This window comes from Kitasatospora sp. LaBMicrA B282 (assembly GCF_050325825.1).
In the GTDB taxonomy this organism is placed as follows: Bacteria; Actinomycetota; Actinomycetes; order Streptomycetales; family Streptomycetaceae; genus Kitasatospora.
Map to the genome: position 1 here is coordinate 1 of NZ_JBNQTI010000058.1, position 20,882 is coordinate 20,882.

The window sequence follows — 20,882 nt, forward strand, 5'->3', positions numbered from 1 at the left end:
GCCGAACAGACCGCCGCAGGTTGCAAGAAGCGTGACCAGATGGTTCCAACAAGCGTGTCCCGCAGGGTCGAAACCGCCAGGTCACCACACCACGCTGGTTCCATCTATCGTGTCCCGGCACAGGCGGCTGGCGGGCTGGGAGACAGTGGTTGGCACCTGGCCGGCCGGTTGGCGCAACCCGTGCGACACGCCGATGAACCGTTTGGCTTCGCCAATCCGGCGTGCATTCCGCCCCGTGTTCGCTGGGCGGGACTGCCGTGTTGCCCTGGATCGCCCCTCCGCTGCGGCTTCGCAGTAGTTGTCGGGCGACGAGTTAGACAAGCCGCATGCGGCCAGCTCAGGAACGACCGCGCCGCCAGGGCTGTCGGCGCGCCGTGCTTGGATGCGGCGTTGCCCCCACTGGCGGGAGGAAGAGGACATGACGCGCACGACACCACCGCGGCCGCTGGACATCACTGCAGTGTTTCCGGAACTGGCCAGCCTGGCCAGGATGACCACCCGTCTGCACCCGGGTCCTGGAACGCCGACCGTCCACGACAGTTCGGTGGGCGGGCCGCTGCTCTGGCCGGCGGACGAACCCTGGCCAGAGGATGAGCCGGGCTACCCGCCGGTCAGGCCCGTGCAGACGCTGGCAGACGTTCACCAGATGCGGGCCCTGCTGACCCAGGCGTGGGCGCGACCGCGCGGCCCGCGGGAGAACCTGTTGTCCGCGCAGGAGAGCGAGACGGTGGAGCGGTTGCGTGCGGGGCACGATCCCGCGCTGCTGCCCACGGGCCCGCAGCCGCTGATCCCGCTCGCGCAGCTCTACGCCCGCGACGCGCCCACGCTGACCTTCCCGGAAGGCGCGGATCTGCTGCAGGTGCTGTGGGCACCGGGCTATGGCATCGAAGGGTGCTCGGCCAACGTGCAACTGCGATGGCGCCGGGCCTCGGACGTTCAGGAGGTCCTACGCACTCCTCCCGAGCCCGCCTATGTCGAGTGCGGCGACCACGTACCGGAGCCATGCCTGCTCCAGCCTGAATCAGTGCAGGAGTTCCCACCTGGCCATCTGCTTGACCAGGCCCTGGACGAGCGCGTGTACGACTGGTGCGCACAGAAGTCGGTGAGCTACCAGAGCGATCTGTCCGTCGCTCCCGGCTGGAAGGCGGGCGGGTGGCCGGCCCCCTTCACCTTCCGCGACCCGGCCGACTCCGACGAGGAACGGCAATGCGGCGAGTGCAGCGGGCCCCTGGAGGCGCTGCTCACTATCGACAGCAGTGAGTGGGACGGGGACAGCGGCAGCTGGCGGCCGGCCGAGACGGCCTCGGAAATGGCGAAGCTCGTTGGGGATCCCTACCGGAGCCTGCACAATCCCACCATGATGACCATCGGGCGGGGCTACACCCTGCAGGTCTACAGCTGCGTAAGCACGCCCTCGCACCTGCCGCGCACGATCATGCAGTAGCCCAGGCCGAACACGCCGAATGGCGACTCGCACCGTAGTGAGGGTCCGTCACGCTCACTCGCCAACTGGAGCGCTCAGTCACACGCGAGCCCCTGCCGGGTCGGCAGGGGCTCGCGGGGTGTGAGAGGGGTGTGCGGGTCGGGCCCGGGCCTACTTCAGGTGGCGGTCGAAGAACCGGCCGCTGTCCTCCAGCTCGAAATGCGGAGTGCCGACGTGCCCGCCCAGGTTGGCGTGCAGCGTCTTCTCCCTGCTGCCGAAGGCGTCGAAGAGGTCCAGGGCGTGCTGCCGGGGGTTCCCCTCGTCGTCCCACTGCAGCAGGAACCGCAGCGGAACGGTGACCTGCCGGGCCTCCGCGCGCTGGGCCAGGGGCACGTAACCGCCGGCGAAGAAACCGGCGGCCGCGATCCGGGGCTCGAGCGCCGCCAGCCGGATGCCGACGGCGGTCCACCCCGAGTACCCGACCGGACCGTTGATCCCGGGCAGTGCGAGGAGGGCGTCGAGGGCGGCCCGCCACTCCGGGACCGCGTTCTCGACCAGCGGGCCGACGAAGGACTCGAAGATCCCGTCGACCGGCTCGCCGGCCTGCATCGCCCGGCGCAGCTCGGCTCGGGCCTGCTGGTCGTGGGCGGAACGGGGCCGGTCACCGCACCCGGCCGCGTCGATGGTGGCCACCGCGTAACCCTGCGCGGCGGTGTACCGGGCCCGGGCCACCAGGCGGGGCTCCGCCTTGGGCAGGCCGTTGTTGTGGGCCATCAGGATGAGCGGGACCGGTGCGGCTGCGGGCGTCCACAGGGTGCCGGGGATCTCGCCGAGGACGAACTCGCGCTCGAGGACGCCGTCGTCGAGGCGGCGCTCGGAAGTGAACTGCATGGTCGTGCTGGACTGCATGGTCGTGCCTTTCGGGAGTGCACTGAAACGGCGCTCCCGGACGACCTATCGCCCGACCGTGACCCCGGAGGAGAGCACCCATGTCGTTACTGTGTTCACGGGTACCACCTCCTCGTTCTCTCGCACGGCCTCCGGAAACATAGCAGTGGTCGCCGTGCTCCGCCAGGCGGTTTCGGCTCGCCGGCGCTCACCAGGGGTCCGCGCGGAGCCAGTGCGGGCCGGTGGTCCAGCCCAGGAAGGGGCGGGCGGGGGTGGCGTCCCCCGGGCTGCCGGCCGCGGCCCGGCGCAGGCCGACCAGGGCCGGGGCCAGGCGGGCGGCGACGTGGACGGGTTGGCGGGTGAGCTCCGCCCCCAGCTCGGCGATCACCCGGGCCTGCGTCGCGGGGTCGCAGAGCGACAGCTGGAAGACCAGGTGGCGCCAGGCGTAGGCGGCGTCCTTGATGGTGCTCAGCGGCCGCGGGTTGTGGCGGATCCTGGCGACGGCCTGGCAGACCGTGCCGAAGCTGCGCCGGGCCAGGTCGTCCCAGCCGGATGCGGGGGCGATGCCGACCCGGGCGACCAGGGTGGCCAGGTTGTGGGTGGTGAGGATCTGGGCCTGCTCGATGACCTTGCCGTTGGCCGCGACCGACCAGCGCTGCCCGGTCACGTCGGCGCGCTGCCGGCAGAGCTCGGCGAAACCGGCGGCGCTGCGCGGGCGCCGCCCGGCGGTCGCGGCGTCGCCGGCCGTGCCGGTCCGCTCCGCCTCGTTCCGCTCCGCCTCGGCGGGCACGAGCTCGCCGCGCGCGAGCTCGCGGACGGCCGCGTAGTCGAGCTCGTAGTAGCGCTCGTACAGGGTGCCTTCGAGCAGGTCCGCCGCAACCTCGGCGGCCGCGAGGAACTTGGGCGAGAAGGTGCCCATGAAGATGTCCGCCGCCAGCTCCTCCACCAGCGGCGCGTCCAGCTCGGCCTGCCGGGCGAGCACGCCGAGTTCGCGGACCAGCGGGTTGGGCAGCAGCGTGCCGGGGAACGCCTGCACGGCCAGCTCGCCGAGCCGGCGCAGCGCGAGCCGGGCCGGCTGCAGGCCGTCCTGGCCGTCGCGGTGCGCGGCGAGCGCCCGGACCCAGGGCAGCTCCTCGACCCGGACCTGCCCGGCGAGGTTCAGCAGCAGCAGCGAGCGCCGGTTGCGGAAGGCCCGGTAGTTGGCCGCCATCAGGGTGCGCAGCGCCTCGTCCGGGTAGGCCTGGGCGCTGGTCACGGCGACGAGTTGCGGCACCAGCTCGGCCAGCACCTCGGCCGAGGGCACCACCCCGCGCGCCACCAGGGTCTCGATCGGGGCGCTCAGCGCGGCCTCGACCACCTGACGGATCGCCACCGGCACGGCGGCGCCGACGGGCAGCCCGAAGGCCGCCGCCTCCTGCGGCGAGACCTCGGTGAGCAGCGCCGCCGGTTCGGCCACGCCGGTCTCCCGGGGGAGCGCCGCCAGGCGCCGCATGACCAGCTGGGCCAGCTCGTGGTGCAGCGGCAGGGCCGCCTGCGCCGCCTGCCGGGTGCGCAGCTGCGCGTGCCGGTCGGAGCCGGGCAGCCCGCGGCGCCGGACCATGGCGTCCACCGCGTGCCGCAGCAGGCCGAGCCGGCGCGCGTCCAGCGGCCGCCCGGCCACGGTCTCCTCCAGGGCGCCGCGCAGGATGCCCAGGTTCTCCTTCGGGTTGCGGTGCTTGCTGCAGCGCGGGTTGGCCACCGCCAACTCGCGGTACCGGCGCAGCAGTTCCGCGCCACGCCAGTGCCAGGCAGGGTCGGGGACGCGGTCCAGGACCCGGCCGGGCCCGGCGGTCTCCAGCCAGTGGGCGAGCAGTTCGTCACCGAACGGCTGCCAGACGGCGAGCGCCTCGCGCTGCACCGCCACGGCGTCGTTCGGCCGCCGGCGGGCCAGCGAGTCGGTCGTGTCGCCGACCGAGTTCCGGTGCACCGCGGTGACGTCCGGCGCGGGCAGCGCGGACGGCCGGGGCGTGAAGCGCAGCCGGTCGGCGAACGGCGCCAGCTCCTCGACCAGCTCCAGCGCGCCGCCCACGTCCCCGGCCCGGACCAGCCAGGCCACGGTCAGCAGCGCCGCCTCCTCGGGCAGCGCGAGTTCGTAGCGGCCGCTGTCGAGCAGCGCGTGCAGCCGGGCCAGGCCCGGCTCGGTGAGGCAGTGCGCGAAGAGCGCCGCGCGCTCGGCGGGCACCCCGGCCTGCGCCGCGGCCGCCCGCTCGTACGACCGGAGCGGGCCGGCCGCACCGGCGGCGGAGGTGGCGAAGCCGCCGCGCACGACCTCCGGGGTCACCCAGGCGGGCAGCCCGGCCACCGGGGTCCGCGAGCCGATGGTCAGCCGCCCCTCGGCCATTCCGGCGAGCACCGCACGCCAGCGGTCCACCCTGAGGTCGGCAGCGCGGCGGGTCTCCTCGTCCGCGTGGGTCAGCGAGGTCAGGAAGGCCTGGGCCAACTGCCGGTGCGGGTAGGCCGTCGAGGCCTCCTGCGGCAGGCTGCCGGCGTCGCCGACGGCTCCGGTGGCGTGCTGCTGATCAGCGTCATCGTCCATAGGCCGACGTGGCAGGTTCCGCCCCTGCGCCCTCCGGGTCCGGAGCCCGGTGCTCTGCTGCTGAGCTACACGTCGATGGACGGGAGACTAGTGCCCCGGTGCGAAGGCGGACAACCGGCTTTCGCACCGGGGCGGCTGCGGCCGTGGGTTCACTCGGGCCGTGGGTGCACTCGAGCCGTGGGTTCACTCGAGCCGCAGCCCGCGGACCAGGTCGCGGGGCAGGCCGTGGGTGTCGTGCAGGTAGCGGAAGTCCTCCTCGCCCAACGGCCCGCGGAACCGGGGGCGGGACAGCACCTGCCGGCCGCGCTCCAGCAGCCGGACGAAGCCGCGCTCCTCCTCCAGCAGCACCTGGCGCACCAGCTCCGGGTCCACGTCCTGGCGGAAGCGGTCGAGGGTGTGGCGGACCAACTCCCCGGGCAGGTCGCCGAGTCCGCGGGACGGGTCGTCGCGCCGCAGCACGGTCAGCACCCGCCGCACCAGCCGGCGCAGCACGTACCCCCGGCCGGTGTTGGACGGGCGGACCCCGTCGCCGATCACCACCACGGCCGAGCGCAGGTGGTCGCAGACCAGGCGCAGCGACGGCTCGTCCAGCGGCCACAGCGGCGGCAGCAGCCGCCGCCAGGGGTCGAAGACGTCGCACTCGAAGACCGACCGACCGCCCTGCAGCAGCGAGGCCAGCCGTTCCAGGCCGAGTCCGGTGTCGACGTTGCGCTGCGGGAGGGGCACCAGCGAACCGTCGTCGAGGCGCCGGTGACGCATCATCACGTGGTTCCAGATCTCCACCCAGCGGCCGTCCCGGGTCGGCGTCGACTCCGGCGGGGTGTCGCCGGTCCACAGGAAGATCTCCGAGTCGGGGCCGCACGGGCCGGTCGGTCCGTTGGACCACCAGTTGTCCTCGACGGTGAGCTCCACGGGCAGCCCGCGTTGCTGCCAGAGGTCCAGCGAGCCGGTGTCCGGACCGGTCCGGTCGTCGCCGCCGAAGACGGTGACGTGCAGCCGCCCCGGATCGATGCCGAACCCCTCGGTGAGCAGCCCGTATCCCCAGTCCAGGCTCTGCGGACCCTCGTAGTCGCCGAGCGACCAGCTGCCGAGCATCTCGAAGACGGTCAGATGGGTCCGGTCGCCGACCTCGTCGAGGTCCGTGGTGCGCAGGCAGCGCTGCACGTTGACCAGCCGGCGGCCGAGCGGGTGCGGACGGCCCTCCAGGTAGGGGGTGAGCGGGTGCATGCCGGAGGTGGTGAAGAGCACGGGGTCGCCGGGTGGCGGCAGCAGGGTCGAGCCGGTGATCCGGCGGTGGCCGCGGTCCTCGAAGTACTCGACGAAGGTGCGGACGATCCGGTCGGTGGTCAGGTGGGGCGGGGTGGTGGTGGGCTGGGTGTTCACGGTGGCGCTCCTTCGCGGGTGCAGCGGGGAGGCGCCGGAGAACGGTCCACGGGGGCGGCGGGCCCCCGGTGGGGGCAGCAGCCGATGGGGGCGACACGAAAAAACCACCGGCGGACCGTTTCCGGTCGCCGGTGGTGAGGACGGGGTACGTCAGGCGGCGGCAACCGGCGAGCTGGTCGCTCGCGCGGTCGCGGTGGTGGTTCGGCCGGTGACGTTCATGGTGCCGAGGGTAGCGCGCCCGGTCCTCGACGTGCACGCGGTTTTGCGGCTGCCGGGCTTTACGGGTGCGGAGCTTTACCGGTGCAGGTCGGTCAGTTGGAGAGCAGGCCGCCGGTGTGGGCGTCGTTGGCGAGCTGGTACCAGGAGCGCTCCTCGGTGGCGAAGGACTCCGGGTCGACCTCCTCGACCAGCTCGTCGACGGCGTCGAGCAGCACCTGCCGCGGGTCGAAGACCGCCCAGTCGCCGGGCGCGTCGGCCTCGCCCCAGCGGTCCCAGTCCGCGCGCAGGCGTTCGTAGCGCCAGCAGGCGTAGAGCAGGGCGGACAGGTCGCGGTGCAGGTAGGGCGCGGGACTGTCGTCGTCGTACCAGGCGGGCAGTTCGAGGCGGCCGGTGGCACCGTCGAGGGCGACCTCCAGGTCGTGCGGCCAGTCGCCGATCGCCAGGAAGCCGGCCTGGTACGGCCGGTCCGCCACGGCGTCGTCGCCGAACTCCTCGAGCAGCGTGGGCAAGGGCTCGGGCCGGGCGGCGAACAGCCCGGCGTCGGCCGGCAGTCCGCACTCGGTCAGCAGGCGCCGGGTGGGCTCGTGGGTGAGGCCGGCGGGCAGCAGCTCCGGCCGGTAGCGGAGGACCTCGCCGGGCCCGTCCCCCTCGATCAGGTCGGCGAGGTCGCTGACCAGGTCGGCCTCGAAGCAGTAGGCAAGCTCCCCCGGCCCGCCCGGGCGGGCACCCCAGCTGAGCGCGTTCAGCAGCAGCACGCTCCCCCAGTACGCCGGCGGCTCGGCGGCGCGGTGCAGCTCCGGGTCGGCGGCGCGCAGCCGCTCGGTGGCGGCGGCCAGTTCCTCGGCGAAGACCGCCCCGCCGCGCCGCCCGTCGCGGGCCTCGGGCCGGGCGGCCTCCTGGTCCACGCCCTCCACCACCTCGATCAGCCGGGCCAGCGCGGGCAGGTCGGTGGCCAGCAGGTCGCGCTCGAGCGTGCTGCCGGTCCACTCGGCGAGGTACAGCCGGCCGGTCGCGCCGTCCAGCACCACCGGGCCGTTGCTCCAGGTCTCGCCGATCACCAGGTGCTGGGGCTGCCCGGGAGCGAGCGGGGCGAGCGGCTCGGTGGTCGGGCGGAAGGTGATGTCCGCGCCGGCTGCGGGCAGGCCGTGGTCGAGCAGGCGGCGGCGGGTCGGCTGGTGGGTCAGCTCGGGCGGCAGCGCGGACTCGGGGAAGGGCTGAGGCGCGGTGATGGTGATGGCGGTCGTGGTCGTGGTCACGTGAACTTCCCCCGGGTTACGGCGATGTGCGGTTACGGCGATGCGCGGTGATCTTATCCGCGAGGTCGGGGGCAGGGGCGGCCGCGCTCAGGCCGGGTCGAGCTCCGCGCGGGCGGCGGCGATCCAGCGGAGCACACCGTGGGCCGCGCTCCGCTCCGCGAGGGCGGTGGCCTCATCCAGCAGGGCCGCAGCGTCCGCCATGCGGTCCTGCTGATGGGCGAGGTGCGCGAGGCCGATCAGGTTGGCCGCCACGCCGGGCAAAAAGCCCAGTTCGCGGCGGAGCCGGGTGGACTCCTCCAGGCGTTCCCGGGCCGCGTCCAGCCGTCCGGCCTGGTGGTCGGCGAAGCCGAGGTGGCGCAGCGCGTAGGAGCTGGTGAGCCGGTCGCCCGCCTCGGCGGCCAAGGCCAGGGCGCGCTCGAAGGCCGGGCGGGCGGCCTCCTCGTCGTCCCGCACCACCTGGTGGAAGGCGCCGATCCAGAACACCGCCTCGCCCTCGCCGCGGACGTCGCCGAGCTGCCCGTACAGCTCGGACGCCCGCTCGAAGAGCTCCAACTCCCGCAGATCCGCTGTGCGCTGCTCCAGGAAGCGGGCGTGGATCACCTTGCCGCGGGCCAGGGTCAGGTCGGCCTCGACCGCGTCGAGGTGCCGGTCGGCCTCGGTGAGTCCACTGCTCTCGCCGCCGAAGACGGCCTGCTCGTAGAGGTGACAGGCCGCCGCTATGCGCTCATCCGCAGTCATGGCGGTGATCATATCGAGCAGGGCCATCCTGACGGACAGTCAGGGGCCGGATCGCCCGGCGGCCATTACTTCTTGACGGCCCGGAGGATCACGAACTTCGGATTCCCGGCCACCGTCTGGCAGTTGCCGAAGAGGCGGCGCAGCTTCACGTGGTAGCCGAGGTGGCGGTTGCCGACCACCCAGAGCTCGCCACCGGGGCGCAGCGCGCGGCGGGCGCCGGTGAACATCCGCCAGGCCGTGGCGTCGGTGGTGGCCTGGTGCGAGTGGAACGGCGGGTTGTTGAGGACCAGGTCCACCGAGCCGGCGGGCACCGCGGCCAGCGCGTCCCCGGCCCGGAAGTGGCCGACCGCGCCGGGCGGGGTGTTGGCCCGGAAGGTCTCCTCGGCCGAGGCCACCGCGGCGAACGACTCGTCGATGAAGGTGACTTCGGCCTCCGGGTTGGCCAGCGCGGCCGCCGTGCCGAGGATGCCGTTGCCGCAGCCGAGGTCGACCACCTGCTCGGGGCCGCGGCGCTGCGGCAGGTGGCCGAGGAGGAAGCGGGTGCCGATGTCGAGGCGGTCGGGGCAGAAGATGCCGCCGTGGTTGACCACGGTTCGGCCGGCGAGCGGCCCGAGGTCGCCGGGCAGGGCGTAGCGGTGCGGCCACGGGTTGGCCGGGCGGGCCACCGCCGGGTCCGGGGTGCAGAAGATCAGCCGGGCCTTCTTCGCCGCGAGCGAGGTGCGGGTCGGGCCGATGATCCGCTCGAAGAGCTCCAGGGTGGAGGTGTGGATCTCGGTCACCATGCCGGTGCCGAGCACCCGGGTGCCCGGGTGCAGCGCGGGCGCCAGCCGGTGCAGCTGGTCCTCCAGCAGGGCCAGGCTCTTCGGCACCCGGACCAGCAGGGTGTCGATCCGCTCCGGGGGCGCCTCGGTGCCGGCGAGCAGCCGCACCGCCTCGGGGGCCAGGCCGGCGTGGGCCAGGTTGGCCCGGGTGGCCTGCTGCGCGAGGTAGGAGTCGCCGAGCTGGACCAGGTCGGCGGCCGGCCGGGCGGCGGCCAGCACGGTGGCGAGCGCACCCCAGCGGTCGCCGAGGATCACCACGGTGCCGCGCAGCCCGGCCGGGCCGGCGGGCGCGGCGGGGGCATCGGCCGGGTCCTTGGTGGGGTGCGGCACCTCGCCGTGCAGGTACTGCAGCAGGTACTCGTCGGCGGCGTCCCAGGCGCGCAGCTGCTCGCGGGGGTCCTCGGGGAAGCGGGTGAGCCGGTGGTCGCCCCATGACGTGGTGAAACGGTTCATTGTGCGCCCAGGCTAACCGTTCGGTGCGGCGCCCGGCGCACGGCTCCGCCACCGGCCGGGGTGCGTCCCCGCGGGGGATCCGGTGCGTGGCTGCCGGGGATCGCCCGGGGCGGCTGCGAGGATCGGAGGGCCGGCGCTCCGTCGACCGGCCCGACGGACCGTCACCAGTACTGCGGGAAGGACCAGATGATTCCCACCGGCCACAGCAAGGGCTTCCTCGGCCACCGCCTCGACCGCCTGCACGCCGCCCTGGCCCGCCACGTCGGGCCGGACACCGTGCGGGCCTGGTCGCATTGGTCGCCCGCGGCGAGGAGACGCACGTCGAGGTGCTCGGCCACCGGGCGGTCGGGGGTGCGCAGATGACCCGGGACACCGTCTTCCGGGTCGCCTCGATGACCAAGGCGGTCACCGCGGTGGCCACCCTGATGCTGGTCGAGGAGTGCCGGCTGCGCCTCGACGACCCGGTCGACGAGCTGCTGCCGGAGCTGGCCAACCGACGGGTGCTGCGCCGGGTCGACGGCCCGCTCGACGACACCGTGCCGGCCCGCCGCCCGATCACGGTCCGCGATCTGCTCGGCTTCACCATGGGCAGCGGCCTGCTGCTGGTCCCGCCGGACAGCCACCCGATCCTCCAGGCGATGACGGTGCTCGACCTCAACCAGGGGATCCCGCGGCCCAGCGTCCCGCCCGCGCCGGACGACTGGCTGCCCCGGCTGGGCAGCCTGCCGCTGATGCACCAGCCCGGCGAGCGCTGGCTCTACAACACCGGCTCGGACGTGCTCGGGGTGCTGGTCGCGCGGGCGAGCGGCCGGCCGTTCGAGCAGTTCCTGCGCGAGCGCCTGTTCGACCCGCTGGGCATGGCCGACACCGGGTTCGCGGTCCCCGCGGACCGGCTGGGCCGGTTCACCACCTGTTACTGGACCGACCCGCGGACCGGCGGGCAGGCGGTGTTCGACGAGGCGGCGGGCGGCGACTGGGCCACTCCACCGGCCTTCCCGTCCGGCGCGGCCGGCCTGGTCTCCACCGCGGACGACTTCCTGGCGTTCAGCCGGATGCTGCTGGACGGCGGCCGGTTCGACGGGGAGCGGATCCTCTCCCGGTCCGCGGTGGAGCTGCTGAGCAGCGACCAGCTGACCGCCGAGCAGAAGGCGGGCGCCGGCCTCTCCCCCGACTTCTTCGCCTCCCACGGCTGGGGCTTCGGCGTCCGGGTGGTCACCCGGCAGACCGAGCTCGGGCACCCGGTGCACCAGTACGGGTGGAACGGCGGCCTCGGGGCAGCCTGGGCGATCGATCCGGTGAACCGGGTGATCGGCATCATCCTGACCAACCGGGCGTTCACCTCGCCGGTGCCGCCGCCGGTGGTGCAGGACTTCTGGACCTCGGCGTACCAGGCCCTGGCGGACTGAGTCCGCGCACCTCACCACGGCAGCAGCAGGTTGACGTCGCCGAACTCGTGCCAGAGGTAGCCGGCGGCCAGCGCCTCCCGGTAGCAGGCCGCGAGCAGCGGGCGGCCGGCGACCGCCTCCAGCATCAGCAGGTGCGAGGCACGCGGTTCGTGCCAGCCGGTGAGCAGTCCGTCGACCGCGCGGACGCCGCGGCCCGGGGTGATCACCAGGTCGGTCCAGCCCTCGGCCGGGTGGGTGCGGCCGTCCGCGGTGGTGGCGGACTCCAGGGCGCGCACCACGGTGGTGCCGACCGCGATCACCCGGCCCCCGGTGGCGCGCACGTGCCCCACCAGGGCGGCGGTGGCGGCGGGCACCCGGTAGGGCTCGGGCTGGGGTGCCTCGTGCAGTTCGGGTGAGGCGACGCCGGCGTGCAGGGTGACCGGGGCGATCAGGATGCCGCGGGCCACCAGCGCCGCGACCAGCTCGGCGGTGAACGGGCGGGCCGCGCTGGGCATCTCGCTGCTGCCCGGCTCGGCGGCGAACACCGTCTGGTAGGCGCTGAGCGGCCAGTCCCGGTCGACGTAGCCGTACCGGATCGCCTTGCCGTGGGCCGCCAGGTAGGCGGGCAGCGGCACCGGCAGGCGCAGCCGCGCGTACCAGAGCCGGGAGGTGAACGCCGCGGTCAGCACGGCACTGCCGCCGCCGGGGAGGGTGAGCCGCAGTCCGGGACGGGCCGGGTTCTCGGCCGGGGGCAGGTACTCGGGTGCGGCGCCCGTCCCGCGCCCGGGCCGGCGCAGCTCGACCAGGTGGCCGCCGCGCGGGTCCGGGTGCGCGGTGGAGAGGTGCAGCGCGAGGCCGGTTCCGTCGGGGAGGCGGGCCGGGAGGGCGGCGGGCAGGGTGGCGGAGTTGTTGACCACCAGCAGGTCGCCCGGGCGCAGCACCTCGGGCAGCTCGCTGAAGCGGCGGTGCTCGACGCTGGGGTTGATGCTCGGGGTGGCGTCCGGGGCGGGGCTCAGGGCGGCGCTTGCGTCGGCGTGCGTCCGGCCGCCGCGGCCGACCAGCAGCCGCACGTCGTCCCGCCGCAGGCCACGGGCCTCGGCGGGGGCGGCGGCGGAGAGCTCGGGCGGGACGGTGAAGTCGAGTCGGGTGGTCACGCCCATCGGGTCACCCGCCGATCGGGGCCGCACCGCGGTCGGCGGCCGGCTCGGCGACGAGCTCGGCGGCCGGCTCGGCGACCAGCTCGGCGGCGCGGTACCGCCCGGAGGCCGGGCGGTCACGCCAGAGGGTGCGGAAGGCGGGGACCACGCGGCTCGGCGGCGGCAGCTCGGTGAGGTCCGCGTCGGGGAAGGCCTGCTGGTGCAGCCGGGTCCGCAGGTCGCCCGGGTCCACCGCCCAGACCCGCAGCTCCGGCTCCTCCGCGGCCAGCACCGCCGAGGCGTGGTCGAGCGCGGCCTTCGCCGCCCCGTAACCGCCCCAGCCCGGGTAGGCCTCGACCGCCGCGTCCGAGCTGATGTTGAGCACCGCACCGGAGTGCAGCCGCAGCTGCGGCAGCAGCAGCTGGGTGAGGGCGATCGGCGCCAGCACGTTGACCTCGAAGGTCTCCAGCAGGTCGGGCAGCGGGATGGCGGCGAGGGCGGGCAGCGGCTCGGCCTGCTCGTCGGCGGCGCCGTTGAGCGTGGAGGCGTTGTTGACCAGCAGCGCCGCACCGCCGAGGGCGGAGGCGGCCGCGGCCAGCTCGGCGCGGTGGTCGTCGTCCACCACGGTGCCGGCGAGCGCGACGACGGTGCCGGGGCTGCTCCTGGCCGCCAGCTCGGCCTCGGCGGCGGCGAGCTCGGTGGCGGTCCGGGCGGTGATCACCAGCCGCCACCCGTCGGCGACCAGCGCACGGGCGAGCGCGAGCCCGAGCCCGCGCGAGGCACCGGTGATCACGGCGACCGGCGGGCGGTGGGTGGGGGTAGGGGTGGGGTGCGAGGTGGCGTTCATGCTTGAACTGTCGCTCCGCGCCACCGGGACGTGGATCAGCCCCGGGGCCCGGGTGGGGCTGGTTCGATGGTCCTAGGGAGCGGGACGCACCGCCGAGGGCGACGCGGCGGCCTCGACGTTGGCGACCATGGCGCGGAGCACCTTGAGCGCGGCCACGTACTCCTCGTCGCTGATGCCCTGATGGACCACGGCCCGCAGCTCGGTCACCATCCGGCGCAGCCGCGCCCTGGCGGTCTCGCCGAGATCGGTCAGGTGGAGTTGCTGCTCGGCGTCGGCCCGGAGCCAGCCCCGGTGGAGCAACTGGTCGACGACCCGGGCGATCTCGTGCTCCCCGTCGGCGAGGGGCGTCAAATCTGCGACGACCTGCGCGCGGGTGGGCGCCGTCGCTGCGCCGTTCACGCGGTTGAGCACCCAGTACTGCGGCTGCGTCGCGTCGACCTTGGCCATCGCGTCCCGCAGCTGACGGGTGACGACCGCATGGACCAGACCGCTCCAGTAGCCGATGGGTTGGGTGGCCAGCATGTCGTCGGCCGCGGCCGGGTCGGCCGGCGCCTGGTCCGTGGTAGTACCAGTCGGTTCGTTCATGATCGCGACGCTACCTCGCGCCGGCTCACGTCCGCATCGACTGCGGGCGCCGAATTCGCTGCCCGCCGCCGGACCGGACGTGGCATCATCACGCCCATGACTGCTGACCGAAAGGCCCATGCCGCGTAGCCGGCCCGGCCGGCTTCGCGCCGCCGACCCACGCCCCGGCCCGCGCACCTGGGAACACCCGCTGTCGGACCGGATCCCCTGGCTTTCGACGCGCACCAGCGTGGCGATCCACCGGGTCGAACTGGTCTCGACCGACTACTACCTCTTCCTCGGTGCCACGGCGTACGCGCTGCGGCGGTACCAGGCCTTCGCGCTCGCACCCGGGCGCCGCCCCCTGTACCCGCAGAACGAGGAGTGCACGTGCCGCGGGTGCTCCTTCGATGACGTGCGGCACGCGCGGGATGTGCTGGACGACGTCCTGCGGCAGTTGCCGGCCCGGGCTCGCGGCGAGTTGGGGCGTCGGGTGGCTCTGCTGGACGCCGCGTACCTGCGTCGAACGCTGCCGGATCCGTTCGCCGACGAGCGTCAGTACGCGGCCGAGCTCTGGTGGCGCCGGCGTCTCTCCGGTGGTCGGATGACCGCGTGCTGATCGGGCGATCTGGAGGTCGGCCGGGCCGACGTTCAGCGGCGGAGGCCGAAGGCGCGGTAACCGAGGTGGGCCGCGAGGGCGTGCAGCAGGTCCTCGGCCTGGGCGTGCGTGAGGGCGTAGGCGAGGTGCTCGCCCGGGCCGACGTGCAGGTCGAGGTCGACGGTCGCGCGGAGCTGGAGGCTCGTGTCGGGCGCGGCCTCGACGCCCAGGTGGGAGACGGTGGTGCGCTCGGTGTGCGGTGCCGAGTGGAGGGGGTGCGTGGTGAAGGGGATCACGATGCCCATGCCGCCGGCCCTTCGGCGGCGTCCAACTCGAACCAGACCGCTTTGCCCCCGTGCTTGCGCGGGTCGGTGCCGAAGCGGTGGGTGAGCGAGCGGACCAGGCGCAGGCCGCGCCCGGAGAGCTCGTAGGGGTCAGCGGAGGTGCGCTGCTCGGGGAGGGTGGGGCTGTCGTCGGCGACGGACACCCGCAGGGTGCGGAGGGCACGGTCGGAGAGGAGCACGACCACGACGACGGGCGCAGGGCTGCCGCCGTGCTTCCACGCGTTGACGAAGAGCTCGTGGAGGGCGAGCTCCGCATCGCAGATCAGGTCCGCGGGCCAGCCGGCGGCGGTCATGAGGTCACGGAGTTCCTCACGGGCGGCGGACCAGTCGGGGGGCTGGGGCGTTTTGGGCAGGGTGAAGGTGCACATGAGGGGACCTCCGGGTGGGGCAGGATGAGCGCAGGATGAGCTAGTGCCCTGGTGGCAAGGGGAGCTGACGATCCGTCGGATCGAAGTGGGACGACCATAGCGCACCGGCACTTAACTTTAAGTGGATGCCACGAAGTTCCCTCTTCCGTGTGACGGTTGGCCCGACCGTGACAGGCACGGCAGACTGACCCAACGAGATGCCGAGAGGACGCCATGCCCGGTCGCCACAACCCAACGCTCCGCCAGCGCCGCCTGGGCGCCGAGCTGCGGAGGATGCGGGAGCAAGCCGGCCTGGGCGGCAGTGAGCTCGCCCGCGCACTCGGTGTGAGCCCCGCCCAGGTGACCCAACTGGAGAACGGGAAGTCCAGCGTCAGCGCCGACCGGCTCCGCACCATCGCCGCAGCCTGCAAGTGCACCAACGAACCACTCATCGATGCCCTTGCCGACTTCATCACTTCACGCGGGAAGAGCTGGTGGGAGGAGTACCGAGAAGTCCTGCCGACCGACTTCCTGGAAGTCGCCGAAATGGAGGCCCACGCCGACAGGCTCTACACGTGGGCGACCACGTACATTCCCGGCCTGCAGCAGACCGAGGCCTACGCTTCGGCGGTGTTCTCGCGGATCACACCGCCCGTTCCCCAGCACGACCTTGAGGTCAGGACCGCCTTCCGGATCCAGCGCCAGCACGCCGTCCGCGGCAACGGAATACCGTACGTGTCATTCATCCACGAAGCCGCCCTGCGCATGCAGTTCGGCGGTCCCAAGGTACTCGCGGACCAACTCGACAGCCTGGCCGAGGACTCGGAGAAGCAGGCCGTGTCGGTCCGGGTGGTGCCGTTCGACCTGGACACTTTTCCGGGCGCGGGCGAGAATCTGATGTTCGCCGAGGCCTCGGTGTCGGAGCTCGCAACGCTGCAAATGGACACCGCACTGGGAGTCCTGTTCTTCGACGCACCAGCTGACCTGGCCAGCCACCGGGCAACATTCAGCCGCTTGGGGTCGCTCGCCCTGCCGGACGACGAGTCGCGCAAGTTTATTCGGTCGATCAGGGATGAGCTGAGGAACAGGTATGAGTAAGTCCGGGTGGCAGAAATCCAGCTACAGCGGAGCATCCAACGAATGCGTCGAGGTGCGGACGATGGGCGACCTCGTCGAACTCCGCGAGTCCGACGACGGCGACATCATCGTCCGCACCACCCCCACCAAGTTCGCCAAGTTCCTCCAGGGCGTCAAGGCCGGCGAGTTCGACCACCACGCCGACTTCACCGACTGACCCACCCCAACGCCCACCCACCCCGCCCGCCCCTTGCTCCCCGGGAGCGAGGGGCGGGCGGCGTGCTGTTCCACATCCGTGACACTTACCGCACCCAACCAGGACCTGGCGCTGGGAACCTTTCCCTTATCAGTTCGGCAGTCCCAGGGGGAGAACCACAGATGTCCGCTCGGCACCACGCTTCCGCCATCGCTCTCACGCTCGTCCTCACCGCCGGCGCCGGCGCACTGCTCACCGGCTGCGGCCCGGACGACACCGTCTCCAGCTCCTCCGCCTCCTCCTCCGCCACGCCCAGTGGCAAGGCGCCGGCCTCCCCCGGCCAGGGCGGCGGCAGCAGCGGACAGTCCACCGCCCCGAGCCCCGGCGGCAAGCCGAGCAGCTCGGCCGCCCCCGTGGTCAACAAGACCGGCCACGGCCTGACCATCAGCACCGGCACCCAGCAGGTCCTGATGAACGGCACCTCCGTGGACTTCGGCACCGTGGTGCGCGACCTGGCCTGGTCGCCGGACGGCAAGAAGGCCGTCTTCATCGACGGCTCGGGCAACCTGGACATCGCCGCCCCGGACGGCAGCGGCCGGGTCACCGTCGCGGTGGCCCCGAGCGGGGACACCTGGTCGCACCCGACCTGGCAGGTGCCCGCCTCCCCCAGCGGCCAGCGGCCCGACCAGGCCAACCTGGTCTTCACCGCGAGCCACCAGGGCGTCGAGACGCTCCTCACCGTCCCGGCCAGTGCCGTGCGCGGCACGCCGACCCTGCAGAACCTGTCGCAGTCCGACGGCGGCATGGACGGGCAGAACCAGCCGCCGCAGACCGCCAACCGGTGGCCCGTCGCGGCCGGCCAGCAGGGTGCCTTCGCCTACGCCAACACGGGCACCGGGCAGGTCTACATCTACGACGACTACATCCGCCCGTCCGACAGCCCGGTCGGCCAGGGCACCGAACCGGCCCTCGACCCGGTCCGCGGCGACACCTCCGAGGTGGCCTTCGTCCGCTCCACCGGCGGGCACGACCACCTGTTCGTCGCGACGCAGGACCCCAGCAACGGCAAGTTCGTCGCCAAGGACCTGACCCCTAAGGCCACCACCGACTACACCGAGCCCGCCTGGTCCCCGGACGGCAAGACCCTCGCGGTGCGCACGCCGGACGGCGTGGTCACCCTGCCCGCCGACGGCTCCGCCGCGCCGACCCTGGTCTCCAGCACCCCCGGCCTGCCCGCCTACCACGGCTGACCGTCGGTCGGGCGCGCGGCGCGGCGGTCGGGGGTCTGGCGCGCGGGCGATCATCGGGCCAGAGTGGCGGGATGCAGACTCCACTGTCCGTCATGGACTTCCTGGACCGGGCCGAGCTGGTGTACGGGGACCGGATCGGCATCGTCGACGAGCCGGACCAACCCGCGGAGTCCTGGGGTGAGTTGACCTACCGCAGAGTGGCCGAGCTGGCCCGGGCGCAGGCCGCCGGGCTGGACCGGCTGGGCGTGGGTCCCGGCGAGCGGGTGGCGATCGTCTCGCAGAACTCGGCCCGGCTGCTGACCTCGTTCTTCGGGGTCAGCGGCTTCGGGCGGATCCTGGTCCCGGTCAACTTCCGGCTGAAGGCCGAGGAGGTCCGCTACATCGTCGAACACAGCGGGGCGAGCCTGCTGTTGGTGGACCCGGAGCTGGAGGCGGCGCTGGCCGGGGTGCCGTGCCCGCGCCGCCTGGTCCTGGGCGCCGGGAGCGACGCCGAGCTGTACGCCTTCGACCGGGAGCCGGTGCGCCACCCGGTGGCCGAGGACGACACCGCGACCGTCAACTTCACCAGCGGAACCACCGCCCGGCCCAAGGGAGTCCGCCTCACCCACCGGAACAACTGGCTCAACGCCACGCTGATGGCGCTGCATGCGGGGGTGAGCGACCGCGACGTCTACCTGCACACGCTGCCGATGTTCCACGCGAACGGCTGGGGCATGCCGTTCGGGATCACCGGGCTCGGCGGCCGGCACGTCGTGCTGCGCAAGGTGGACGGCGCGGAGATCCTGCGCCGGGTCGAGCGCCACGGGGTGACCATCCTGTGCGGCGCACCGGCGGTGGTGGCCGCGGTGCTGGACGCGGCGGCCGACTGGGACGGACCGGTCCCCGGGCGGGAGCGGGTGCGGATCATCGTGGCCGGCGCTCCCCCGCCCACCTCGGTGATCCTGCGCGTGGAGCGGGAGCTGGGCTGGGAGTTCCTGCAGATCTACGGCCTGACCGAGACCGCCCCGCTGGTCACGGTGAACCGCACCCGGGCCGAGTGGGACGAACTGCCGCCCGCCGAACGGGCCGAGAAGCTGGTCCGGGCCGGCGCACCGGCGCTCGGCACCAAGGTCGAGGTGAATGCGGCCGGCGAGGTGCTGGTGCGCTCCAACACCGTGCTCGACGGCTACTGGGAGCGCCCGGACGAGACCGCGGCGGCGCTGCGCGACGGCTGGTTCCACACCGGCGACGGCGGCGCGCTGACCGACGGCTACCTGACCATCTCGGACCGGAAGAAGGACGTGATCATCACCGGCGGCGAGAACGTCAGCTCGATCGAGGTGGAGGACGTGCTCTACGACCATCCGGCGGTGGCCGAGGTGGCCGTGATCGGCGTGCCGGACCAGAAGTGGGGCGAGACGGTCAAGGCGCTGGTGGTGCTCAAGCCCGGCGCGGCGGCCGCGGAGGCCGAGCTGATCGCCCACTGCAAGAGCCGGGTGGCCGGCTACAAGGCGCCCACCAGCGTGGAGTTCCGCGCCGAGCTGCCGCGCACCAGCACCGGCAAGCTGCAGAAGTTCGTGCTGCGCGAGCCGTACTGGGCGGGACACGAGCGCGGCGTCAACTGAGGCGGGCCCGAGAGCAGCCCTGCTAGCCCCCGACCGATGGAGGATCAGATGTCCGACCCCACCGACCCCACCACCGACCTGCTGGCCGACGTGCTCACCGACCTGGCGGCCGAGAACGCCGAGCTGGACGGCCTGCTCGCGCCGCTCCACGAGGCCCACTGGCAGCTTCCGACACCGGCCCCCGGCTGGACCATCGCGCACCAGGTCGCCCACCTGGCCTGGACCGACGACTGGACCCTGCGCTCGGTCCGCGACCCGGCCGGCTTCCACCCCGCCGCCGCCGAACTGCTGGTCGGGGCGGACGAGTTCGACGGGATCGTGGACGCCGGTGCGACGGCCGGCGCGCAGCTGCCGCCCGCCGAGCTGCTGGACCGCTGGCGGACGGGCTGCGCCGCGGTGCGGGCCGAGCTGGCCGCGGCGCCGCCCGGGGCGAAGCTGCCCTGGTTCGGCCCGCCGATGAAGGCCGCCTCGATGGCCACCGCCCGGCTGATGGAGACCTGGGCGCACGCCGAGGACGTGGCTGAGGCCCTCGGGGTGACCCGCGAGCCCACCGCACGGCTGCGGCACATCGCCCACCTGGGCGTGCGCACCATGGGTTTCGCGTTCGCCGCGCACGGGCTGCCGGTGCCGGCCGGGCCGGTCCGGGTGGAGCTGACCGGGCCGGACGGCGAGGAGTGGAGCTGGGGGGCGGCGGAGGCGACGGACCGGATCACCGGGCCGGTGCTGGACTTCTGCCTGCTGGTCACCCAGCGACGGCACCCGGACGACCTGGCGCTGAAGGTGACCGGGCCGGTCGCGGTCGCCTGGCTGCCGATCGCCCAGGTCTTCGCCGGCCCGCCGGGAGCGGGCCGGGCGCCGCGGGGGTAGCTGCGAGCTGGGCGGGCGCGGGGAGTGGGAGCGTGGCCTGGGGTCAGCCGCCCAGGGGCAGGGTGAGGCTGGGCTTCACCGGCACCGTGTCGGGGCGGATCCGGCTGACGGCCGTCCCGACGGCGACGAACTCGACCGCGTGCTCGCCCCAGTAGCGGTGGTCGTTCACCACGCTGCCCACGATCCCGTCCGCGCCCAGCTGCTGGCCCTCGTACTGCATCCGGGCCATCGCCAGTTCCCGCGCGTCGTAGAGCGCCTGGGTGAACTGCGGCAGCTCGGTGTTCTGCCCGACCTGCGAGAGCGTCTGCCGCAGCGACTGGTGGGCGACGTGGTAGACGCAGTTGCCGAGCACCAGGCGGCGCGGCAACCAGCCGTGCTGCCAGAGCGTCCAGAAGTCCTGGCCGGAGAGCGGGGTGGTGAACGGCGCACCGCTCGGGGAGCGGTAGTTCTTCCCGTCCCGCGCGCGGACGGCGGTGCCGACCGCGATGAACTCGATGACGTCGCTGAAGAAGGCGTAGTTCATCGGCCGCAGCGAGACGCCGACGACGCCGTCGGCGCCCAGCTGGGCCGCCTCGGCCTCCATCCGGCTCATCGCCAGTTCGCGGACGTTGTACATGGCCTGGGTCTGGGTGCCGAGTTCCTGGCTCACCTTCCAGCCCACGCTCTGCAGCCCCACGTGGTAGACGCTGGTGCCGAGCACCATGCCGAGCGGCTCGAACCCGGCCTCGCCCAGCAGCACGAACTCGTTGACCGACAGGTCCGAGGTGAAGCACGGGCGCCCCTGACGGGAGGCGTCCAGCCGCCCGCGGGCGACGTCCGACACGTGGGGCGTGGGAGGGGTGGTCATGGCGACGGCCTTTCGGTGCGCGGACGGTGTCTGCGGAGGCCGCCGATCCTAGGGCCTGTGGCTG

At 73.6% G+C, this 20,882-nt stretch carries 20 protein-coding genes and 1 tRNA gene; 8 read left to right on the plus strand and 13 right to left on the minus strand.

The features are described from left to right. Positions 1-418 precede the first annotated feature (418 nt). Positions 419-1,444, plus strand: coding sequence for a hypothetical protein (locus ACQRUO_RS18045; protein ID WP_428316971.1), 1,026 nt, complete (start codon positions 419-421; stop codon positions 1,442-1,444). Positions 1,445-1,594: 150 nt separating this feature from the next. Here the strand turns inward: ACQRUO_RS18045 and ACQRUO_RS18050 are convergent, their stop codons facing one another. The 7 genes from ACQRUO_RS18050 to ACQRUO_RS18080 form a co-directional block, all read right to left on the minus strand. After that, positions 1,595-2,314, minus strand: a complete 720-nt coding sequence (locus ACQRUO_RS18050) for an alpha/beta hydrolase (protein WP_428317006.1) — start codon at positions 2,312-2,314, stop codon at positions 1,595-1,597. A 205-nt stretch (positions 2,315-2,519) separates the two neighbouring features. After that, entirely contained in the window at positions 2,520-4,886 is a 2,367-nt protein-coding gene (locus tag ACQRUO_RS18055; protein ID WP_428316972.1) for a hypothetical protein, read from the minus strand. Between the two features lie 3 nt (positions 4,887-4,889). Next, positions 4,890-4,961, minus strand: a tRNA-Arg gene (locus ACQRUO_RS18060). A gap of 108 nt (positions 4,962-5,069) precedes the next feature. Continuing rightward, positions 5,070-6,236: an alanine--tRNA ligase-related protein gene (locus ACQRUO_RS18065; protein ID WP_428317007.1), complete on the minus strand. Its 1,167-nt coding sequence runs from the start codon at positions 6,234-6,236 to the stop codon at positions 5,070-5,072. 344 nt (positions 6,237-6,580) lie between these two features. Then, complete coding sequence (locus tag ACQRUO_RS18070; RefSeq protein ID WP_428316973.1) at positions 6,581-7,744, minus strand: SUKH-4 family immunity protein; 1,164 nt, start codon at positions 7,742-7,744, stop codon at positions 6,581-6,583. Positions 7,745-7,831: 87 nt separating this feature from the next. Continuing rightward, positions 7,832-8,482: a tetratricopeptide repeat protein gene (locus ACQRUO_RS18075; RefSeq protein ID WP_428316974.1), complete on the minus strand. Its 651-nt coding sequence runs from the start codon at positions 8,480-8,482 to the stop codon at positions 7,832-7,834. A gap of 65 nt (positions 8,483-8,547) precedes the next feature. Further along, positions 8,548-9,756 (minus strand): methyltransferase, encoded by a 1,209-nt coding sequence (locus tag ACQRUO_RS18080; protein ID WP_428316975.1) that lies wholly within the window; start codon positions 9,754-9,756, stop codon positions 8,548-8,550. 293 nt (positions 9,757-10,049) lie between these two features. On the opposite strand from ACQRUO_RS18080, the gene ACQRUO_RS18085 reads away from it, so the two are divergent. Beyond that, the gene (locus ACQRUO_RS18085) at positions 10,050-11,162 is read left to right on the plus strand and encodes a serine hydrolase domain-containing protein (RefSeq protein ID WP_428316976.1); all 1,113 of its coding nucleotides are present in this window, start codon (positions 10,050-10,052) and stop codon (positions 11,160-11,162) included. A gap of 11 nt (positions 11,163-11,173) precedes the next feature. Here ACQRUO_RS18085 and ACQRUO_RS18090 read toward each other — a convergent pair whose 3' ends face one another. The 3 genes from ACQRUO_RS18090 to ACQRUO_RS18100 form a co-directional block, all read right to left on the minus strand. Continuing rightward, positions 11,174-12,301 (minus strand): S-adenosylmethionine:tRNA ribosyltransferase-isomerase, encoded by a 1,128-nt coding sequence (locus tag ACQRUO_RS18090; protein WP_428316977.1) that lies wholly within the window; start codon positions 12,299-12,301, stop codon positions 11,174-11,176. Positions 12,302-12,305: 4 nt separating this feature from the next. Continuing rightward, positions 12,306-13,124, minus strand: coding sequence for an SDR family oxidoreductase (locus tag ACQRUO_RS18095; protein WP_428316978.1), 819 nt, complete (start codon positions 13,122-13,124; stop codon positions 12,306-12,308). 72 nt (positions 13,125-13,196) lie between these two features. Then, a complete protein-coding gene (locus ACQRUO_RS18100; protein WP_428316979.1) occupies positions 13,197-13,709 on the minus strand; it encodes a MarR family transcriptional regulator in 513 nt (170 codons plus the stop codon). Positions 13,710-13,938: 229 nt separating this feature from the next. On the opposite strand from ACQRUO_RS18100, the gene ACQRUO_RS18105 reads away from it, so the two are divergent. After that, positions 13,939-14,307 (plus strand): hypothetical protein, encoded by a 369-nt coding sequence (locus ACQRUO_RS18105; RefSeq protein WP_428316980.1) that lies wholly within the window; start codon positions 13,939-13,941, stop codon positions 14,305-14,307. Positions 14,308-14,339: 32 nt separating this feature from the next. On the opposite strand, the gene ACQRUO_RS18110 is transcribed toward ACQRUO_RS18105, so the two are convergent. Beyond that, positions 14,340-14,591 carry a hypothetical protein gene (locus ACQRUO_RS18110; RefSeq protein WP_428316981.1) on the minus strand — a complete coding sequence of 84 codons (252 nt, stop codon included), beginning with the start codon at positions 14,589-14,591 and terminating at the stop codon, positions 14,340-14,342. Next, positions 14,579-14,998, minus strand: a complete 420-nt coding sequence (locus ACQRUO_RS18115; protein ID WP_428316982.1) for an ATP-binding protein — start codon at positions 14,996-14,998, stop codon at positions 14,579-14,581. Before ACQRUO_RS18115 ends, ACQRUO_RS18110 begins: the two co-directional genes overlap by 13 nt. 213 nt (positions 14,999-15,211) lie before the next feature. On the opposite strand from ACQRUO_RS18115, the gene ACQRUO_RS18120 reads away from it, so the two are divergent. The 5 genes from ACQRUO_RS18120 to ACQRUO_RS18140 all read left to right on the plus strand — a co-directional run bounded on the left by ACQRUO_RS18120 (position 15,212) and on the right by ACQRUO_RS18140 (position 19,971). Further along, on the plus strand, positions 15,212-16,075 hold the full coding sequence (locus ACQRUO_RS18120) for a helix-turn-helix domain-containing protein (RefSeq protein WP_428316983.1): 864 nt from the start codon (positions 15,212-15,214) through the stop codon (positions 16,073-16,075). After that, positions 16,068-16,271: a DUF397 domain-containing protein gene (locus ACQRUO_RS18125; protein ID WP_428316984.1), complete on the plus strand. Its 204-nt coding sequence runs from the start codon at positions 16,068-16,070 to the stop codon at positions 16,269-16,271. The genes ACQRUO_RS18120 and ACQRUO_RS18125 overlap by 8 nt, the downstream gene beginning before the upstream one ends. Before the next feature lie 161 nt (positions 16,272-16,432). Then, on the plus strand, positions 16,433-17,500 hold the full coding sequence (locus ACQRUO_RS18130) for a hypothetical protein (RefSeq protein ID WP_428316985.1): 1,068 nt from the start codon (positions 16,433-16,435) through the stop codon (positions 17,498-17,500). Positions 17,501-17,571: 71 nt separating this feature from the next. Further along, positions 17,572-19,104, plus strand: a complete 1,533-nt coding sequence (locus tag ACQRUO_RS18135) for an AMP-binding protein (protein ID WP_428316986.1) — start codon at positions 17,572-17,574, stop codon at positions 19,102-19,104. Positions 19,105-19,152: 48 nt separating this feature from the next. Further along, complete coding sequence (locus ACQRUO_RS18140; protein ID WP_428316987.1) at positions 19,153-19,971, plus strand: TIGR03084 family metal-binding protein; 819 nt, start codon at positions 19,153-19,155, stop codon at positions 19,969-19,971. 43 nt (positions 19,972-20,014) lie between these two features. On the opposite strand, the gene ACQRUO_RS18145 is transcribed toward ACQRUO_RS18140, so the two are convergent. Further along, positions 20,015-20,818: a heavy metal-binding domain-containing protein gene (locus ACQRUO_RS18145; protein WP_428316988.1), complete on the minus strand. Its 804-nt coding sequence runs from the start codon at positions 20,816-20,818 to the stop codon at positions 20,015-20,017. Positions 20,819-20,882: the final 64 nt, after the last annotated feature.

Bases quoted from the DNA above. Each gene is read 5' to 3' on its own strand.
- ACQRUO_RS18055 (WP_428316972.1), bottom strand. From the start codon at position 4,886: ATGGACGATGACGCTGATCAGCAGCACGCCACCGGAGCCGTCGGCGAC.
- ACQRUO_RS18050 (WP_428317006.1), bottom strand. From the start codon at position 2,314: ATGCAGTTCACTTCCGAGCGCCGCCTCGACGACGGCGTCCTCGAGCGC.
- ACQRUO_RS18080 (WP_428316975.1), bottom strand. From the start codon at position 9,756: ATGAACCGTTTCACCACGTCATGGGGCGACCACCGGCTCACCCGCTTC.
- ACQRUO_RS18045 (WP_428316971.1), top strand. From the start codon at position 419: ATGACGCGCACGACACCACCGCGGCCGCTGGACATCACTGCAGTGTTT.
- ACQRUO_RS18095 (WP_428316978.1), bottom strand. From the start codon at position 13,124: ATGAACGCCACCTCGCACCCCACCCCTACCCCCACCCACCGCCCGCCG.
- ACQRUO_RS18120 (WP_428316983.1), top strand. From the start codon at position 15,212: ATGCCCGGTCGCCACAACCCAACGCTCCGCCAGCGCCGCCTGGGCGCC.
- ACQRUO_RS18130 (WP_428316985.1), top strand. From the start codon at position 16,433: ATGTCCGCTCGGCACCACGCTTCCGCCATCGCTCTCACGCTCGTCCTC.
- ACQRUO_RS18090 (WP_428316977.1), bottom strand. From the start codon at position 12,301: ATGGGCGTGACCACCCGACTCGACTTCACCGTCCCGCCCGAGCTCTCC.
- ACQRUO_RS18075 (WP_428316974.1), bottom strand. From the start codon at position 8,482: ATGACTGCGGATGAGCGCATAGCGGCGGCCTGTCACCTCTACGAGCAG.
- ACQRUO_RS18100 (WP_428316979.1), bottom strand. From the start codon at position 13,709: ATGAACGAACCGACTGGTACTACCACGGACCAGGCGCCGGCCGACCCG.
- ACQRUO_RS18110 (WP_428316981.1), bottom strand. From the start codon at position 14,591: ATGGGCATCGTGATCCCCTTCACCACGCACCCCCTCCACTCGGCACCG.
- ACQRUO_RS18145 (WP_428316988.1), bottom strand. From the start codon at position 20,818: ATGACCACCCCTCCCACGCCCCACGTGTCGGACGTCGCCCGCGGGCGG.
- ACQRUO_RS18140 (WP_428316987.1), top strand. From the start codon at position 19,153: ATGTCCGACCCCACCGACCCCACCACCGACCTGCTGGCCGACGTGCTC.
- ACQRUO_RS18115 (WP_428316982.1), bottom strand. From the start codon at position 14,998: ATGTGCACCTTCACCCTGCCCAAAACGCCCCAGCCCCCCGACTGGTCC.
- ACQRUO_RS18125 (WP_428316984.1), top strand. From the start codon at position 16,068: ATGAGTAAGTCCGGGTGGCAGAAATCCAGCTACAGCGGAGCATCCAAC.
- ACQRUO_RS18135 (WP_428316986.1), top strand. From the start codon at position 17,572: ATGCAGACTCCACTGTCCGTCATGGACTTCCTGGACCGGGCCGAGCTG.